The following is a 16,953-nucleotide window of genomic DNA, read 5'->3' as shown; positions in this document are numbered from 1 at the left end:
TCGTCGGTCATGATCAGCTTCAGCGACGGGTTCAAAGCTCGCAACGCGCCGCCGCGATGCGATTGCGAGGTCGATCGCGCTGTCCCGCGAAAACGGAGTCTGCCCGACTTGCGCGGCCTCGTGCTGCCGGCGGCAGCTCTCGCGATCTGGTGGGCTGTCAGCGCATTGCATGCAGGCAAGGGCGGTCTGCTCGTCACGCCCGCGCAGGTCTGGCAAACGACGTGGCAGCAGGTGACGAGCGGCGCGCTTGCCAAGGCGCTCGGCGCATCGCTTGCGCGCGAGGCGAGCGGCTTCGCAATCGGCACCGTGCTCGGGCTTGCACTCGGCGTCGCGCTCGGTTTGTCGCGCATCGCGGCCCGCGTGATTGGTCCGAGCTTCGACACGTTCAAGCAGATTTCGCTGTTCGCGTGGATCCCGCTGATTTCCGTGTGGTTCGGCCTCGGCGATGCGGCGAAGGTCGTGTTTCTCTCGCTCGCCGCTTTGCTGCCGGTTGCCGCGCATACCTGCGACGGCATTCATGCCATACCGCGCGTCTACGTCGAAGCCGCGCGCGTCTTTCGCTACACGCAACGGCAACTGGTTTGGCACGTCATCCTGCCGGCCGCGTTGCCGTCGATTTTCACGGGCCTTTATCTCGCGCTGATCTATTCGTGGCTCGCGACGCTCGGCGCGGAATATCTGCTCGTCGCGGGAAGCGGCATCGGCAACACGCTGATCGACGGCAGCGAGAACTTCCGTATGGATCTGGTGCTGTTCGGCATCGTGGTAGTCGGCGCGGTGGGCTCGTTGCTGAGTGCACTGGCGCGTGCGGCCGAGCGCGCGGTGCTCAAACGCCGCGGTGCCGCCTTGATCAAGGAGAACGTCTGATGACAGCGGTTGTATCCGAAGGCGTGGAGATCGACCACGTCAGCAAGCATTACGCGGCGCTGCCGGTGCTCGACGATATTTCGCTGCGCATACGCGCGGGCGAGTTCGTCAGCGTGCTGGGTGCGAGCGGCTGCGGCAAGTCGACACTGCTGCGGCTGATCGCGGGGCTAGACACCGACTATACCGGCGAGATTCGCGTCGCCGGCGATCGCGTGCGCGACACGTCGCTGCAACGCGGCATCGTGTTTCAGGATCATCGGCTGTTTCCGTGGCTCACGGCCGCGCAGAACGTGCTCGCAGCACTGCGCAACGCGCCGTTGTCGCTCTACGAAAAGCGCCAGGCGGTGGCGGAGCACATCGCGCTAGTCGGACTCGAAGGCTTTGAGAACGCGTATCCGCATCAGCTCTCGGGCGGCATGGCGCAGCGTGTCGCAATCGCGCGCGGGCTCGTCAACCGGCCGCGTGTGTTGCTCCTCGACGAGCCGTTCGGCGCACTGGATGCGTTGACGCGCGCGCGCCTGCAGAACGAGCTGCAGCGCATCTGGGAACATGAGCGGATCACGATGGTGCTCGTCACGCACGATGTGGACGAAGCGCTTTATCTCGGCGACCGCGTGGTCACCATGGCGCCGCGGCCCGGCCGCATCAAGCGCATTGCCGAGGTGAATCTGCCGCGGCCGCGCGACCGGGCCGATCCGCGCTACGTCGCCTTGCGCGATCAGCTCCTTGCTGGTTTCGGCCAGCCGCACACTACGCATGCCTAAATATAATGAGCCAACGTCAGATCAAGCTCGGCGCGTTCCTCATGGAGACGGGCCACCACATCGCCGCGTGGCGTCATCCGCATGCGCATGCCGCCGCGGGCCTCGACTTCGCGCACTACGCGGAACTCGCGCAGATCGCCGAGCGCGCGAAGTTCGACACGATCTTTTTCGCCGACAGCGTCGGCGTGCGCGACACGGACCTCGCCTCGCTGTCGCGCACCGCGCGCGCGGATCACTTCGAGCCGCTCACGCTGTTATCGGCGCTGTCCGCCGTGACCCGGCACATCGGTTTAACCGCGACGGTATCGACGAGCTTCAATGAGCCGTACAACGTCGCGCGCAAATTCGCGTCGCTCGATCATCTGAGCGGCGGGCGCGCGGGCTGGAACCTCGTCACGTCGAGCAGCGAAACGGAAGCGCATAATTTCAGCCTGGATCGCCATTTCGACCACGCGCTGCGCTACGAGCGCGCGCGCGAGTTCTACGACATCGTCACAGGCCTGTGGGACAGTTGGGAAGACGACGCGTTCGTGCGCGACAAGGAGAGCGGCCTCTACTTCGATCCGGCGAAGCTTCACACGCTGAATCATCGCGGCAAGCACTTCAAGGTGAAAGGGCCGCTGAACGTCGCGCGTGCGCCGCAAGGCTGGCCGGTGGTGGTGCAGGCGGGCGCGTCGGAAGCCGGGCGCGAACTGGCCGCGCAAACCGCCGAGGCCATCTTCGTCGCGCATCAGACGCTCGACGAGGCGCAATCGTTCTATCGCGATGTGAAGGGACGGCTCGCGCGATATGGCCGTCACCCGGAAGATCTGAAGATCATGCCAGGCATCTTTCCGGTGATCGGCCGCACGCAGGAGGAGGCGGACGAGAAGTTCGAAGCGTTGCAGGCGCTGATTCATCCGGTTGTCGGCGTGTCGCTGTTGTCGAAGATGGCAGGCGGAGTCGATCTCTCGTCCTATCCGGTCGATGGCCCGGTGCCGGACTTGCCGGAGACCAACGGCGGCAAGAGCCGCCAGCGTCTGCTGCTCGACCTTGCCCGCCGCGAAAATCTGACGATTCGAGATCTGTATCTGCGCATCGCGGGCGCACGCGGGCATCAGCAGGTCGTCGGCACGCCGCAGAGCATCGCCGATCAGTTGCAGCAGTGGTTCGAGGAAGGCGCGGCCGACGGCTTCAACATCATGTCGCCATGGCTGCCGGGCGGGCTTGTCGAATTCGCCGCGCACGTGGTGCCGGAACTGCAACGCCGTGGCCTGTTCCGCACCGAATACGAAGGGACGACGCTGCGCGAGAATCTGGGTTTGCGGCGGCCTCCCAATCGTCACGCGATCGAGCGGTCAGCCAACGCGCATGCACTCGCCGATGCCGGCTGATGAGCCGATGGCGCCCGATCGTCGCCGCCGACCGGGGCCGACGCCGCCCATCCGCATGCTTCACCCGAGCGAACTGCCGCCGCACACCATGATCTGCTGACCGGTGATCGCGCCGGCGTCGTCACCGAGCAGGAAGGCGACCAGCGAGGCGACTTCCTCCGTCTTCACATACCGGCCGATGGGCGGCATGACGGGCGCACTGGAACTGCGCTGCGGATCGCGCAGCATCGGCGTTTCGGTGGCGGCCGGCGAGACCACGTTCACCGTGATGCCGCGCGGCGCCAGTTCAATGGCCCACGAGCGCGCCATCGCCACCATCGCGGCTTTCGCTGCCGCGTACTGGCTGCGTCCTGCCGCGCCCGCCGACACGCGGCTGCCGATCAGGACGATGCGCCCGCCGGCGGGCAGGGAAGGCGCGAGCGCATCGGCGAGCGCCGCTGCCGCCGCGACGTGGAGCCGCCACATGGCCTCGCCGCTCGCCAGGTCGAGTTCGCCGACGCGCGCCGTCTTCATGAAGCCTGCCGCGTGAACGAGACCGTCGACCGGTCCGAGCTCGCGGGCGAGCAGCGCAATCGCGTCGACATCCGCGAGATCCGCCGGGACATGGCGAAAGCGCGCGTCCGTGAAATTCGGCGCGCTGCGGCTCAGTCCGATCACCTCATCACCGTCTTTCAGCAGGCGATCCGCCACGGCGCGCCCAATGCCCGAGCTCGCGCCCGTCACCACGATTCGTTTTGCCATATCCGGTTTGCCTGCCGCGTCCGTCAAGCGGCTCTTCAGTTGCGGGTCTCGCCAGGTAGCGGTACCGATTCGACCGTGACACCGTTGAGATTCTGAAACGCCTGCCATGACGCGTCGGCTGAGTTCGCGTTGGTAATGAGCGTCCACGGCTTTTCGATCGGTGCCCAGTGTTGCTGACTGTCGCGCTCCAGTTTGTCCGAGGTCGCCAGCACATACACGGCCGCTGCCTGCCGCATCACGCATTCCTTCAGATACGCCTGATCCGCCGTCGCTTCGCACAGTCCGCGGCCTGCCACCACGCCGTCCGCGCCGAGAAACGCCTTGTCGACGGTCAGGCGCGTGAGCGCGAGCAGTGCAATCGCGCCGAGCGTGCTCATGCTCGACTCGCGCACGTCGCCGCCGATCAGCGTCAGATGCACCTTGCTCGCGGCGAGTATCTGCACGGCCAGCAGGTTGTTCGTGACCACCTGAATGTCCTCGCGATTCGCGAGCGCACGCGCGAGCGCGGCAGTGGTCGTGCCGCTGTCCAGAAAGATGGTGTCGCCCGGCGCGACGTGCGCGGCGGCCGCGAGGCCGATCGCGTCCTTCTCTGCCTGGAAGCTGTGGCTGCGCTGCTCGAGCGGTTCCTCGGGCGCGTGAGTGCTGACGGACGCCGCGCCGCCGTAGGTGCGCAGAATCAGCCGCTCGTCGGCGAGCGCGCGCAGATCGCGGCGCACAGTGGCCTCGGACATGCCGAAGTGTTCGCAGAGTTCGGCGACTTCCGTCATTCCTGACAGAACGGCCTTGAGCATGGCCTCCCGGCGGCGGGCTACTTTCATGTGGTGATCGGTATCGGGTTCAAGACGCCGCCTGCAGGCACGGCGGGCGGCGGCGCGGACGGTCCGGCGCGAGGGTAGTTTATCCATTTCCCGATTGCGTTGTCGCGGCTATGCGCCGACGCGTGCCCGCTGCCCGTTGCCCGATCACGCCGCCTGACGCTCCCCGGCCGATGCCCAGTCTTCGCTGACGCTCACGTATTTGATGCGCTGGCGGAAGTACGTGTAGGCGATATGCAGGCGTCCGTCCGCAGATTGCACAATGGACGGATACGAAAACTCGCGGTTCAGCTTGTCCGTGGAGTTATTCGTCATGCAATAGCCGTCGCCGGTTTCCAGATTGCGCATGACCGGCCACGTGCGGCCGCCGTCCATGGAAACGGCGAGCGTCATCGGCGCACGCGGCGCGCCCCAGAATGCCGTGCCGCGCGCGGAGGCGGCTTGTGTGGCGAGCGTGCCGCTGTCTTCCGCATCTTCAATGTCGTCGTAGAGCGAGGCGCGGCGGCCCGTGCTCTGCGCGGCGCTGCTGTTGTTGAAGACAAGCGCAAGGTGACCGTTGGCCAGCGTCACGAACTGGATCGACGAATTGTTGTTCGGCAGCGCGAGCGGTTCGGGCTCGCTCCATGCGATGCCGTCGGCGGAACGGCTCATGTGAATGTGGTCGGCCCAGCGGCTGCGAAAGAGCGCGACGAGCGAGCCGTCGCGAAGCGGCTGGATGTTCATGTGCACGCAGCCGACGCTGCCCGGCACATCGTGCGCGGTCCATGTCGCGCCGTTGTCGGTGGAGCGCATGACGGCGCTGACGTCGTCGTTGCCCGACCAACGCTCGCCGGGCGCGACCCGGCACAGGAACACGGGGCATAGCCACGCGCCGTCGCGCGCGACGACAATCGGTTGCCGCACGAACGTGCCCGGCAAGTCGAACAGCGTGTCGATCGGCCCCCACGTATGGCCGTTGTCGCCGGATACGCGGCGCCGCACGATCGACGTGTTCTGATGCCCTGACAACTGCGCCGTGTAAATCAGCCATAGCTTGCCGTCCGGCGCGGCGAAGAGAACCGGGTTCTGCTCGGAGCGCGTCGGGTCGTCGGAAAGGCGCACGGGCTCGCTCCACGTCGAGCTGCCTTGCGCGAGCCGCGACAGATAGATCGAGATGTCGGGCACGCCTTCCTGCGTGCCGCCGAACCATGCGCACAGCAGGTCGCCGTTGGCAAGCGCAAGCAGGTTTGCCGCGTGGTTCTGCACCGTCGCGGCGGGCAGATAGGCGTCGATGCGCGCGGCGTCGCCGCGAGCCTCGTGCAGTTGGCCCGGCATGGTCGTCGCTTCGTCGGGCATGAGGGAATGGCTGGTCATGATGAAATCCTGATGCGTTGAATCGTGGTAACGGGACAGCATGCGGCTCACGAGTCCGTATGCGCGACGCGGCGTTCGATCCGCGAGCCGTTGCCGCTTGCCGGATGAAACAGCAGCTTGTCGATGACCATCACGACGGCGGGCGTGAGCAGCGCGATATACATGTTGTCGATACCGAGCGGATTGCCGAGCAGATACCAGGCCGTCGTGGCGAGCGTGGCCAGCACGAGCGCCCAGATCGCGCCGCGGTTGCTGTTGAAGAAGGGCAGGTAGATGCCCATCAGCGCCACGACCGTCACGGTCAGACGCAGCGCGCGGGTGAAGAACGAGAGCGCGAGAATCTGCGGCACGAACAGCACGAAGATGAGCGGCAGAAAGCCGACCACGAAAGAGATCATGCGCGTTGCACGCAGCTCGCGCTCCGGCGACGGACGATAGCGCGGCACATAGAAGTCCTTAACGATGAGCGAAGCGATGGCGAGCGCAACCGTGCTCACGCTCACGAAGATCGACGCGACGAGCGACACGGTCACCACGCCGGACAGGAGCGGATGCATGTGCTGAAGGAAAATCGGCAGCGCGTAAAGGCTCTTGATGTTGGGAAACAGGAACTTCGCCGCCACGCCGAGAAAGCCCAGCGCGATCGCGATGGGCACGCACAGCGCGCCGGCAATCAGCGTGGCGTTGCGCGCCTCGTTGGCCGACTTCGCGCCCGAAATCGCCTGAATGATGAACTGCGTCGAGAAAATCGCGCCCGCCGTGCCGATGATCCACGCGCCGATCGTTCCGCCGCCGAGCGCGCCTTTCCACGTGAAGTATTGCGCGGGCATCTGCTGCATCATCGGCGCAATGCCGCCTGTCATGGACAGCGCGACCCACACCAGAATGCCGATGCCGAGCAGTTTGACGGCGCTATGCAGGATCGTCACATACGCGACGCTCTTCAAGCCGCCCCACGCGAAGTAGATCGTGCTGACGATCGCGGTGATGAACGCGGCCGTCGGCAGATTCACGCGCATGACCGTCGAAATCGCCGCGGCGCCGCTCACGTAGTTGCCGACGTTGACGATAAAGAGCGCGTAAATCATGATCGCCGAGACGACGAGCTTCGCGCCCTTGCCGTACTTCTGCGCGATGAAGCCCGAGATGGTGAACTCGCCCGAGCGATACAGCCGGCGCGCCATGAAAAGACCGAAAAACACGAAGCCGATCGAGGCCGAGATGACCGACCACGAAGCGGCAATCCCCACATTGAAGGCTTCCTGCGAAGTGCCGATGGTCGACTTCGCGCCGATGTACTCCGACATCAACAGGATCGCGATGACGACGGCGGGCGTCGAGCGGCCCGCCACCATGAACTGTTCGGTGGTCTTGCTGCGCAGCCGGATGCTGATCCAAGCCGTGACCACGATATACACGACGACCATCGCAATGATGATGGCGGTGTCCCACACGGTGAAGTGATTCATCAATGTCTCCGATTTGTTGTGTGTGCGGCGCGCGGCCGGACAGGGCGTCGGGGCGTCAGGCCGTCTGCACGGCGCGGCGCGTGGCCAGGTCTTCTGCCTGTTTCAACGCTTCAAGCATGCTGCGTTCGTCCGCGATGCCCTTGCCTGCAATGTCGAATGCGGTGCCGTGATCGACCGAGGTGCGGATCACCGGCAGGCCCACCGTGACGTTCACGCCGGCTTCGAGGCCCATCACCTTGACTGGACCGTGGCCCTGATCGTGATACATGGCGACGACCACGTCGAAGTCGCCGCGTCCCGCGCGAAAGAACAGCGTGTCGGCGGGCAGCGGTCCTTCGACGTCCCAGCCGCGCTCGCGCAGCACGGCGACGGCGGGTACGATCTTCTCTTCCTCTTCGCCGTAGCCGAACAGGCCGTTTTCTCCGGCGTGCGGATTGATGCCGCACACGCCGATGCGCGGCTCGTCGATGCCCGCGCGCGCCAGGGTTTCGTGCGCGCGTTCGATCGTGCGCTGCACGAGTCCCGGTTCGATGCGGCGAATCGCGTCGAGCAGGCCGATGTGGGTGGTGACGTGAATCACGCGCAGCTTCGGCGCGACGAGCATCATCGACACTTCGGGGATGCCCGTGAGATGCGCGAGCATTTCGGTGTGACCCGGGAAGATATGTCCGCCCGCATGCAGCGCTTCCTTGTTCAGCGGCGCGGTGCAGATGGCGTCGAGTTCGCCGGCTGACGTGAGCTCCACCGTGCGCGCGATGTACTGATACGCAGCATCGCCGGCGACAGCCGAGAGCTTGCCGTAGGGCAGATCCGCCGGGATCAGTCCGAGGTCGATGCAGTCGACTTCGCCGTACTGGAAGCGCGCCTCGGCGGGCGACGCGATCGGCCGCACGCTCAGCGTGACGCCGGTGCGCTGGCCTGCATCGACGAGGCGCTTCGAGTCGCCGATCACGAGCGGACGGCAGCCGTCGTACACGGACGCGTGCGCGAGGCTCTTCATGATGATTTCCGGGCCCACGCCGGCGGCATCGCCCATCGTGATGCCGATTACGGGACGGTAAGTCATAGCTTCCTCTTCGCTGGATTGACGCGGTGCTTGCGCGACCGCTTGCTGCATGGCGGCGAGCCGTTGCCATGCGCGATACAGGGTGTCGGGCTGGCCGAAGCCGCCCGCCTTGGTGACGACGGGTAATGTGCGGCCCGCATGCGCGGCGGCAAGCAGGGGCACGCCGGTTTCGATTTCTTCGATCACGCGCAACGCATTCACCTTCATGGCCGACAGCAAGGCACGCGCGGTCTCGCCGCCGGTCGCGATCAGCGCTCCCGCATGAGCGGCGGCCGGCGCGAGGCGTTCGGCGAGCTGCCGTGCGATGTGCGCGCCGTCATCGACAGCCGCGCGTCGCGACTGGCTTACCGCGACGATTACGTGACGGCCGCGCATCAGCGAGTGCGTGACACGCGTGGTCAGCGTAAGTGCGGCCGGGCTCACAGGATCGAGCAGGTCGGCGGCGTCGACGTCGAAGAGATCGAGCGAATCGCCGGCCTCGCCGCGCAACAGCGCCACCTGTCGATGCGAGACGCTCGACATGCTGCCGACCACGGTCATCACGCCGCGCGGATGAGCCGTGCCGCCGCAGCGCGCAAACGCGCGCGCCGGCGGCGTGGGTCGGTGCGTCGATCCGTTTGTCGTTTCCGGTTCTGACTGGCGAGCCGCGAGCACCTCGATCAGCGGCGCGGCGAGCCCTGCCGAGCCGACCCAGAACACGCCGTCGAGCGGCGCGGACGCTGCGGCGATGCAGGCAAGGTCGGCATCCGTTTCGCTGTCGCACACCACGGCTTGCCATTGCTCGACGAGGCAGGCAGAAAGACGCGCCTGCAGCGATGCCGCGCCTTCGCGCACTGCGGCGAGATCGATGGTCGCGACCCGCAGACGAGCCGCGCCGAGCATCGCCTGAAGGTCGGCCGTGCCCGCGATGCCTTCGTTGCGCCATACCTCGGACTCCTCCACTGGCGTGCCGAACACGAATTGCCGCGCGCCGCGCGTCGTGCGTCCGGCTTGCGCAAAAGCGGGCGCTACCACGGCCATGCCCGCGACGCTCGCGAGCGCCGCCACTTCGGCGGCCACGTTGCCGCGCAGTGTCGAGTCGATCTTCTTGTAGATGCGCCGGCCCGCGGAATGCGCATGCCATGCTTCCCGATTGGCGCGCGCGGCGTCGGCGGGCAGCTGGCGGCGCGTGTCCGTGTCGATGGCGAGCACGTCGATCTGCGTGGCATCCATGGCGGGCGCCGGTCCGAAACTCACGACGCTCGTCAGGTCATGACGCGCGCAGGTCACGGCGCAGTCGGCCGTGCCCGACAGATCGTCGCCGATGATGAGAAGCCGCGCGCTTCCCGTGTCAGGCGAGCTCATGGCAGCAGGCGGCGATAGATCGCCTTGATGTCGTCGAGATTCAGCGGCTTCGGGTTGTTGCCGAGCAGCCGCTTCACTTTCGACGCCGCCACGGCGAGCGCATCCAGGTGCGCTTCGGCCACACCGAATTTGCGCAGGTCTTGCGGAATCGCGAGCGCGGCGGTCCATTCGCGAAGACGCGCGAGCAGCGCGTTCGCGGCGGCGTCGTCGCTGTCGTCGTGTCGCACGAGACCGAGCGCGTGCGCGACACGGGCAAGACGCCCGACGATGGCGTCGAGGTTGAATTCCATCACATGCGGCAGCAGCATCGAATTCGCCACGCCATGCGTGATGTTGAACATGCCGCCAAGCGGATAGGCGAGGGCGTGCACGGCGGCGGTGCCGGCTGCCGTCAGCGCGAGGCCGCCGTACATGGAGCCGAGCAGCATGGCTTCGCGCGCCTTCAGCGAATGGCCGTTCTCGTACGCTTCGATCAGGTTCGCGCCGATCAGCCGCATCGATTCCATCGCGTACATGTCGCTGACCGGATTGGCCTTGGTCGAGATATACGATTCCAGCGCGTGGATGAACGCGTCCATGCCGGTTGCGGCGGTGATCGGCTTGGGCAGATCGAGCGTGAGCGTCGCGTCCAGAATGACGAGCTGCGGCAGCAAATGGCGGCTCACAATGCCGACTTTCAGTTCTTCGTCGGGCAACGTGACGATCGCATTCGGCGTGACTTCCGAACCGGTGCCGGACGTGGTGGGCACGAGAATCAACGGCTTGCCGGGCGACGCAATCAGATCGATGCCGAGCCAATCGCGCAGCGGCGCGTGATTCGTCAGGCGCACGGCAAAGAGCTTGGCCGCGTCGAGCACGCTGCCGCCGCCGACGGCCAGCACGGCGTCGGGCGCAAACGGCGCAATCTGGTCGCGGTACACCGTCTCCACGTTTTCGATGGTCGGCTCCGGCTGCACGTCGCGCACCGTCAGCACCTCGATGTCCTTCTTCGCCAGGGTTTCGACGACGCGCGCGGCCACGCCGTTGGCTTCCATCGCCGGCTGGGTGATGAAGGCGATGCGGCGAACCGGCCGGTCAAGCAGCGCGAGTTTTTCGGGCAACTGATCAAGGCTGTTCGGCCCATGCACGATATGGTTGACGGTCTGGAAGTGATAAACGGAAGACATAGTGCAAATCCTTGTGCTGTCGGTGCTGTCAGTGCTGTCGAGCGGTGCTGGTCTGTCCGGCTCGCGGTTAGACGGCTCGCGGATACTGCGCGAGCGCTTTCGCAAGACGCCCGCGCGCGGCGTCGTCGAGGGGTTGGGCGGGCGCGCGCGCGGGGCCCGCCGGCATGCCGAGCATCGTCGCGGCGGTTTTCAGCACGACGGGCAGGGTGCCGAGCGCGAACGCGTCGCGCAGTGCGCGCAGCGATTCCTGAGCGCGACGCGCGGCATCGATCTCGCCCGCGTGGAAGTTGTTCCAGATCGACATGACGACGCCCGGCACCGCATTGGTCGTGGCCGCGACGGCGCCGTCGCCGCCCGCGATCAGGGTCCACAGAATCATCGAGTCGGTGCCGGTGAACACGGCGAAGTCGTCGCGGCGCAAGTTGATCAGCTGTAGCAGGCGGTCGAAATCGCCGCCGCTGTCCTTGATGCCGCGAATATTCGGAATCTCGGCGAGACGCCGCACGGTGTCGACATTCAACGTGATGCCGGCCTTGGCCGGGATCGTGTAAAGCATGACGGGCAGCGAGGTGCCTGTCGCAATGCGCTCGTAATGCGTGAAGAGCTCCTGCTGCGTCGCGCCGTTAAAGTAGGGCGTGATGACCGAGACCGCATCCACCCCGACATCCTGCATCTTGTGATTGAGCGCGATCACCTCGCGCGTGGCGTAGGCGCCCGTGCCGGCGATGACCGGGACGCGCCCGCGAGCCTGATCGACCGCAATGCGCGCGACGCGCAGTTTTTCGGCCTCGTTCAGCGCGATGAATTCGCCGTTGGTGCCGAGCACGAAGAGGCCGTGCACGCCCGCGTCGATCAGACGGTCGACAAGCGTGCGCAGACCGGCTTCGTCGATTTCTTCGTCGGCGGTCATCGGGGTGATCAGCGCGGGAACGATGCCCTTGAATGTAACTGACATGCCAGAACTCTCCACGGTGCTCGCCGGCCGGCTCTTTGCGTCGGCGAAACTCAGGTTGATACGGTCCTTCTGCCGCTGCTTCAGAACTTGTGGCGCAAGCCGAGGGCCGCGACGATCTGATGCGAATTGCTCGACGCGCTGACCGGCCACAACGCGGCCACGGCGGTCTTGCCGGTCGAGTCGGTGCCGCTCGCGCGCTGATAGCCGGTGGTCAGATAGACGTCGGTGCGCTTGGACAGAAAATAGTCGGCGCCGGCATTCACCTGGTTGTAGTGTGCGTCGCCGGCGCCATGGCTGCGCGTGTAGTTGTACGCGAGCCCCACGAGCAGCGCCGGCGTGAACTGGTAGCTGAAGTTTGCTTCGGCGTTGTCGAAGACGGCCGTCGCGCCGTTGTAGCGGGCAATGGGCGCGGACGCCGCGCCGGAGCCCAGATCCTCGAAGCGCGAATTCGAGTAGACAAGGCCGAACTTCGCCGCGCCGAACGTGTAGTTGCCGCCCACGGACGCGACGCGCTGCGTGCGCGCCGACGTGTAGCCCGAATAGATCGGCGTGTTGTTCGGCGAAATGGCGGCGGCGCCGGCCGTGCCGTCCCACAGTGCGGTGTTCGGGCGCGAGGTGTCGATATAGGACACGCCGAGCGCGAGCGGTCCGCGGTTATAGCCGGCGGCGATGCTCCAGATGCGGTTGTTGTTGAAGTTGCCTGCCGTACCGCCGAAGCTGAACAGCGCGCCGGCGCGGAATCCGCCATAGTCCTGCGAGATGTACTTGACGCTGTTGCTGATGCGCGCGTTGACATAGAGGTTGTCGGTGTCGCCCGGATGTGCGCCGATGCCGCCTGCCCACTGGTTCGCGGCAATCAGCGGGCCGACGAAATCCGCGGACGGCTCGTTCTGCCGGCCGAGCGTCACTGTGCCGTAGGGCGTGTTCATGCCGACCCAGGCGGCGCGGCCGAACATCCGGCCGTTCTGGCCGAGCGTGCCGGTCGTACCGCTGAAGCCGTTTTCCAATGTAAAGATCGCTTTCAGGCCGCCGCCCAGATCCTCGACGCCCTTCAGCCCCCAACGGCTGCCGGATTCCACGCCGCTCGACATCTGCCAGGCCGTGCCGCCTTTCTGGTTGTTCGTGTACATGAGCGATGTGTCGATCAGACCGTACAGCGTGACGCTGCTCTGTGCATGAGCCGATACGGCGAAACCGAGCGTGCTGAGCAGCGCGAGGGACCTTCTCATTCGTTTTGTCTCCAGTCGTTTGCGGGTTTGAGCGAATCAATCATTTGGCGCGGGGCCGCTGTGCAACAGGCCTCGTGTGTTTGATCGTTGTAGTCATTCTATGTCGCTTATTTGATCGAACCAAGCAGGAGTTAACCCTGATTTTGATCGAGTCAATCGTTTTTTTGGCGAGGAAGGGCGGCGAGAGGGGACGAGCGCCGTTCCTGACTGATGAGTCAGGCGTCAGCGGTGTTGCTGGACGGGTTCTGTCGATGAGGTCTATGCCGGGACGGCGTTTGTCTCGGCGCGATCCCATGGAGGAATTCCGCCAAGCGCATCGACCAGGAAGTCGATCATCACGCGCACGCGGGCGCTCAGGTGTCGACGGCTTGGATACAGGGCGAGTATGTCGATCTCAGGCAAGCGATAGTCGGGCAACACGTGCACGAGCGTGCCGGCACGCAGATCGTTGCCGATCAGGAAGGTGGGCTGCCAGAGCAGCCCGTGCCCGGCGAGCGCCGCTGCGCGCGCCGTATCGCCGTTATTCGTATGCATGTGGCAGTCCACCTTGATCGCGTGCGTCTTGCCGCCGCGGTCGATCAGTTGCCACTCGTCGCCCGTAGCCGCATAGGTATAGCCGATACAGCGATGCCCGAGCAGATCCGCGGGCGCTGCCGGTATGCCGGCGCGAGCCAGATAGGCCGGCGACGCGCACAGGATGTTTTGCGAAGTCGCGAGCTTGCGCGCTGCATGGTTGGTCGAGCCGGCGCGCGAAATGCGAATGGCGAGATCGTAGCCTTCGTCGACGATATCGACAACGCGGTCGATCAGCCCCACGTCCAATTCAATGCCGGGATATTTGCGCATGAACTCGGGCCAGAGCGGCGCCAGATGCAGGATGCCGAAGCTCACGGGCGCATTGATGCGCAGGCGTCCGCGCGGCTCGACCGAGGCGGACGACACGAGCCCTTCGGTTTCGGCGACATCGTCGAGAATGGATTTGCAGCGCGCGTAAAGCGTCTCGCCGCCTTCGGTTAGAGACAGCGTGCGCGACGTGCGATTCAGAAGGCGCGTGCCGAGATGCGCTTCCAGTTCGTTCACATAGCGGGTCACATTGGCGGGCGAGGTGCCGAGCATCTCCGCCGCGCGGGCGAAGCCACCACGGCTGACCACCGTCACGAAGACCTCATAAGCGCGCAAGCGGTCCATTCACGTCTCCATCATTCACAAAAACTGACTGATAGGACCATGTTTTAGGCCTTTCTGCCATGGGGAGTGAAGCCTATAGTGCTTCCACGGGCCGACGCATCGGGCAGCGGCCGACATGCATCAGGAGAGAGGACATGCAACGCTTGACGGGAAAAGTCGCCATCGTGACGGGCGCCAGTTCAGGAATTGGCCGCGCGACTGCAAAGCTGTTCGCGAAGGAAGGCGCCAAAGTGGTGATGGCGGCGCGCCGCGCGGCCGAACTCGAAGCGCTCGCGGCAGAGATCGCCGCGGAAGACGGCGAAGCGGCGTATCTCGCCGGCGACGTGCAATCGGAAGACTTTGCAAAGGCGCTCGTCGCGCTCGCCGTGAGCCGCTTCGGCCGTCTGGACATCGCCTACAACAACGCCGGCACGCTCGGCGAAATGGGGCCGAGCACCGGCATTTCCGAAGCGGGCTGGAACACCGCGCTGGCCACCAATCTCACGAGTGCCTTTCTTGGCGCGAAGCACCAGATTCCCGAAATGCTGAAGCAGGGCGGCGGGTCGATCATCTTCACGTCGACCTTCGTTGGCTACTCGTTCGCGTTTCCGGGCACGGCGGCCTACGCGGCGAGCAAGGCCGGACTGATCGGTTTGACGCAGGCGCTCGCCGCCGAGTACGGCGCGCAAGGCGTGCGCGTGAACGCGGTGCTTCCGGGCGCGGTCGACACGGAGATGTATCGCGGCATGAACGACAGCCACGAGTCGCAGGCCTTCGTGACCGGGCTGCATGCGCTCAAGCGCGTCGCCAGGCCGGAAGAGCTGGCGCGGTCGGTGCTGTACCTCGCATCGGACGATTCGTCGTTCGTGACCGGCACCGCGTCGCTCGTCGACGGTGGTGCATCCATTACGCGTACGTGAACCGTTGCGGCATCCGGCGTGCATGCGCCGATGCCGCTACTTTGACTTCACTCAATGAAAGGACATGACCCATGGACCTGAATCTGACGGGCAAACTCGCGCTGGTGAGCGGCAGCACAGCCGGCATCGGTCTCGCAATCGCCAGCACGTTGGCGCAGGAGGGCGCGCGCGTGATCGTGAACGGCCGCGCACAGTCATCCGTGGATGACGTCGTTGCGCAGCTGAAAGCGCAAACGGGCGGCGATGTGGTGGGATTCGCGGGCGACCTCAGCACGGCCGCTTCGGCCGAAGAACTCGCGCGACGCTATCCGGACGTGGAGATTCTCGTCAACAATCTCGGCATCTTCGAGCCGAAGCCGTTTGAAGACATCCCCGACGCGGACTGGCAGCGTTTTTTCGACGTGAATGTCCTGAGCGGCGTACGTCTCGCCCGGCTCTTTTTGCCCGCGATGAAGCGCGCCAACTGGGGGCGCATCATTTTCATCTCCAGCGAAAGCGCGGTGCAGATTCCGGCTGAAATGATCCACTACGGGATGACGAAAACCGCGCAGCTGGCGGTCGCCCGCGGACTGGCGGAAGCCGTTGCCGGCACGGGCATCACGGTCAATAGCGTGCTGCCGGGCCCAACGAAATCGCGCGGCGTGGGTGAGTTCGTGGAGACGCTCGCGAAGGCCGACGGCAAATCGTTTGAAGCGTTCGAGAAGGAGTTCTTTGAAAAGGTCCGTCCCACCTCGCTCATCAAGCGATTCGGTTCGCCGCAGGAAGTGGCGTCGCTCGTGGCCTATATTGCCAGTCCGCTCGCGTCGGCCACCACCGGAGCCGCGTTGCGCGCGGACGGGGGCGTGATCAAGAGCGCTTTCTAGCGCCGCGCCGGCATTGGGCCGGCTTCGGTGCACCTTTGTGCGCAGCTTTTGGGGCGCGGGTACGTTGAAACTGCTACCGCTTCGGCGTTGCCCGCCCTATAACTCTCACTAGCAGGGCGATTATGTGTGTCGAGGGTCCACGAAACCCGCTGATACCTGCCACTTCGCACGCCAACTCGCACCGTTCCATGCGGTGCACTGCTCGCCTCATCTGTCAAATCACCCACCACCGGAGTCTTTCGCTCGTCCAGTCATGGCCGATGACGCGCCATGCGTGCGCGGGCGAGTGACGCGTCCCACCCATGCAGGTTGAACGTAATGAAGGAGCCAACGTGAAAACACGATTGATCGTCGCCTGTGCGACAGGCCTGTTCGTGACGAGCGGTCTCGCGTATTCGCAAGCAATGCCGGAAACGTCGCCGCCGGTCCAGCAGGAAAACGCCGCGACTCAAAGCGCCGCGCCCGATACGACGTCGCAGTCATACGGCGGCATGCCCGGCACACAGATGCAAAGCGGCATGAAGCGCGCCGAGCGCTGCACTGCCGGGCCGCAATGCAATATCTTTTTCGGCGGGAGCTGAAACGAAGTGAGATCCGACAGGCCACCGCGTGATCCGCGATGGCCGGGGCGGCCGACAGCTGATGTGTCTTTCTCAAGGCACTATGTTTGGGCGTTGAATCGCGAATGTGACAGTGACCTGAAAGGAGAGAACCGCTGTATGTCAGATGGTGACCAGATGAAGGTTGATTGTATGCGGTCCATCAGCGACGCCCCTCAATTCAGGTGACGGAGCGTGTGACATGTGGTGGGAACGCGGATCAGCGTAGGTTGGCCGGCAGCTTCCAGGGAAGCAGCGCGTC

Annotated in this window: 15 protein-coding genes; 6 read left to right on the top strand and 9 right to left on the bottom strand. The window is 65.2% G+C overall.

Annotation, left to right across the window (positions count from 1 at the left end; all coding sequences use genetic code 11):
• The first annotated feature begins 9 nt into the window (after window positions 1–9).
• The 3 genes from HV711_RS27155 to HV711_RS27145 are packed head-to-tail and all read left to right on the top strand — an operon-like array spanning window position 10 to window position 3,004.
• Complete coding sequence (locus HV711_RS27155) at window positions 10–867, top strand: ABC transporter permease (RefSeq protein WP_035483182.1); 858 nt, start codon at window positions 10–12, stop codon at window positions 865–867.
• A complete protein-coding gene (locus HV711_RS27150; protein ID WP_013587869.1) occupies window positions 867–1,631 on the top strand; it encodes an ABC transporter ATP-binding protein in 765 nt (254 codons plus the stop codon). Before HV711_RS27155 ends, HV711_RS27150 begins: the two co-directional genes overlap by 1 nt.
• A gap of 5 nt (window positions 1,632–1,636) precedes the next feature.
• Complete coding sequence (locus HV711_RS27145) at window positions 1,637–3,004, top strand: LLM class flavin-dependent oxidoreductase (protein ID WP_035483179.1); 1,368 nt, start codon at window positions 1,637–1,639, stop codon at window positions 3,002–3,004.
• Between the two features lie 60 nt (window positions 3,005–3,064).
• Here the strand turns inward: HV711_RS27145 and HV711_RS27140 are convergent, their stop codons facing one another.
• The 9 genes from HV711_RS27140 to HV711_RS27100 form a co-directional block, all read right to left on the bottom strand.
• A complete protein-coding gene (locus HV711_RS27140) occupies window positions 3,065–3,745 on the bottom strand; it encodes an SDR family NAD(P)-dependent oxidoreductase (protein WP_035483176.1) in 681 nt (226 codons plus the stop codon).
• A gap of 35 nt (window positions 3,746–3,780) precedes the next feature.
• Window positions 3,781–4,563, bottom strand: coding sequence for a DeoR/GlpR family DNA-binding transcription regulator (locus HV711_RS27135; RefSeq protein ID WP_035483173.1), 783 nt, complete (start codon window positions 4,561–4,563; stop codon window positions 3,781–3,783).
• A 144-nt stretch (window positions 4,564–4,707) separates the two neighbouring features.
• The gene (locus tag HV711_RS27130; protein WP_051224600.1) at window positions 4,708–5,895 is read right to left on the bottom strand and encodes a sialidase family protein; all 1,188 of its coding nucleotides are present in this window, start codon (window positions 5,893–5,895) and stop codon (window positions 4,708–4,710) included.
• Between the two features lie 65 nt (window positions 5,896–5,960).
• Window positions 5,961–7,382 (bottom strand): sodium:solute symporter family protein, encoded by a 1,422-nt coding sequence (locus HV711_RS27125; RefSeq protein ID WP_013587874.1) that lies wholly within the window; start codon window positions 7,380–7,382, stop codon window positions 5,961–5,963.
• 55 nt (window positions 7,383–7,437) lie between these two features.
• Window positions 7,438–9,792: a 4-hydroxythreonine-4-phosphate dehydrogenase PdxA gene (gene pdxA / locus HV711_RS27120; protein ID WP_082201541.1), complete on the bottom strand. Its 2,355-nt coding sequence runs from the start codon at window positions 9,790–9,792 to the stop codon at window positions 7,438–7,440.
• Window positions 9,789–10,958, bottom strand: a complete 1,170-nt coding sequence (locus HV711_RS27115; protein ID WP_035483170.1) for an iron-containing alcohol dehydrogenase — start codon at window positions 10,956–10,958, stop codon at window positions 9,789–9,791. The genes pdxA and HV711_RS27115 overlap by 4 nt, the downstream gene beginning before the upstream one ends.
• Before the next feature lie 67 nt (window positions 10,959–11,025).
• Entirely contained in the window at window positions 11,026–11,913 is an 888-nt protein-coding gene (dapA, locus tag HV711_RS27110) for a 4-hydroxy-tetrahydrodipicolinate synthase (protein ID WP_035483168.1), read from the bottom strand.
• An 80-nt stretch (window positions 11,914–11,993) separates the two neighbouring features.
• A complete protein-coding gene (locus HV711_RS27105) occupies window positions 11,994–13,142 on the bottom strand; it encodes a porin (RefSeq protein ID WP_035483165.1) in 1,149 nt (382 codons plus the stop codon).
• Between the two features lie 258 nt (window positions 13,143–13,400).
• Entirely contained in the window at window positions 13,401–14,330 is a 930-nt protein-coding gene (locus tag HV711_RS27100; protein ID WP_035483163.1) for a LysR family transcriptional regulator, read from the bottom strand.
• A 134-nt stretch (window positions 14,331–14,464) separates the two neighbouring features.
• Here HV711_RS27100 and HV711_RS27095 point away from each other — a divergent pair, with 134 nt between their 5' ends.
• The 3 genes from HV711_RS27095 to HV711_RS27085 all read left to right on the top strand — a co-directional run bounded on the left by HV711_RS27095 (window position 14,465) and on the right by HV711_RS27085 (window position 16,673).
• Complete coding sequence (locus HV711_RS27095; protein WP_013587880.1) at window positions 14,465–15,229, top strand: SDR family oxidoreductase; 765 nt, start codon at window positions 14,465–14,467, stop codon at window positions 15,227–15,229.
• 71 nt (window positions 15,230–15,300) lie between these two features.
• Window positions 15,301–16,092, top strand: coding sequence for an SDR family NAD(P)-dependent oxidoreductase (locus HV711_RS27090; protein ID WP_013587881.1), 792 nt, complete (start codon window positions 15,301–15,303; stop codon window positions 16,090–16,092).
• Window positions 16,093–16,424: 332 nt separating this feature from the next.
• Window positions 16,425–16,673: a hypothetical protein gene (locus HV711_RS27085; protein WP_013587882.1), complete on the top strand. Its 249-nt coding sequence runs from the start codon at window positions 16,425–16,427 to the stop codon at window positions 16,671–16,673.
• The last annotated feature ends 280 nt before the right edge of the window (window positions 16,674–16,953 follow it).

Source organism: Paraburkholderia phenoliruptrix, from assembly GCF_902859825.1.
GTDB classification, from domain to species: domain Bacteria; phylum Pseudomonadota; class Gammaproteobacteria; order Burkholderiales; family Burkholderiaceae; genus Paraburkholderia; species Paraburkholderia phenoliruptrix.
Note: the sequence above shows the minus strand (reverse complement) of the source record. Positions and strands in the feature narration are given on the sequence as shown.

Coding starts and splice junctions, on each gene's coding strand:
- HV711_RS27115 (WP_035483170.1), bottom strand. CDS start 10,958: ATGTCTTCCGTTTATCACTTCCAGACCGTCAACCATATCGTGCATGGG.
- HV711_RS27155 (WP_035483182.1), top strand. CDS start 10: ATGATCAGCTTCAGCGACGGGTTCAAAGCTCGCAACGCGCCGCCGCGA.
- HV711_RS27090 (WP_013587881.1), top strand. CDS start 15,301: ATGGACCTGAATCTGACGGGCAAACTCGCGCTGGTGAGCGGCAGCACA.
- pdxA (WP_082201541.1), bottom strand. CDS start 9,792: ATGAGCTCGCCTGACACGGGAAGCGCGCGGCTTCTCATCATCGGCGAC.
- HV711_RS27130 (WP_051224600.1), bottom strand. CDS start 5,895: ATGCCCGACGAAGCGACGACCATGCCGGGCCAACTGCACGAGGCTCGC.
- HV711_RS27105 (WP_035483165.1), bottom strand. CDS start 13,142: ATGAGAAGGTCCCTCGCGCTGCTCAGCACGCTCGGTTTCGCCGTATCG.
- HV711_RS27095 (WP_013587880.1), top strand. CDS start 14,465: ATGCAACGCTTGACGGGAAAAGTCGCCATCGTGACGGGCGCCAGTTCA.
- HV711_RS27135 (WP_035483173.1), bottom strand. CDS start 4,563: ATGAAAGTAGCCCGCCGCCGGGAGGCCATGCTCAAGGCCGTTCTGTCA.
- HV711_RS27125 (WP_013587874.1), bottom strand. CDS start 7,382: ATGAATCACTTCACCGTGTGGGACACCGCCATCATCATTGCGATGGTC.
- HV711_RS27150 (WP_013587869.1), top strand. CDS start 867: ATGACAGCGGTTGTATCCGAAGGCGTGGAGATCGACCACGTCAGCAAG.
- HV711_RS27140 (WP_035483176.1), bottom strand. CDS start 3,745: ATGGCAAAACGAATCGTGGTGACGGGCGCGAGCTCGGGCATTGGGCGC.
- dapA (WP_035483168.1), bottom strand. CDS start 11,913: ATGTCAGTTACATTCAAGGGCATCGTTCCCGCGCTGATCACCCCGATG.
- HV711_RS27100 (WP_035483163.1), bottom strand. CDS start 14,330: ATGGACCGCTTGCGCGCTTATGAGGTCTTCGTGACGGTGGTCAGCCGT.
- HV711_RS27145 (WP_035483179.1), top strand. CDS start 1,637: ATGAGCCAACGTCAGATCAAGCTCGGCGCGTTCCTCATGGAGACGGGC.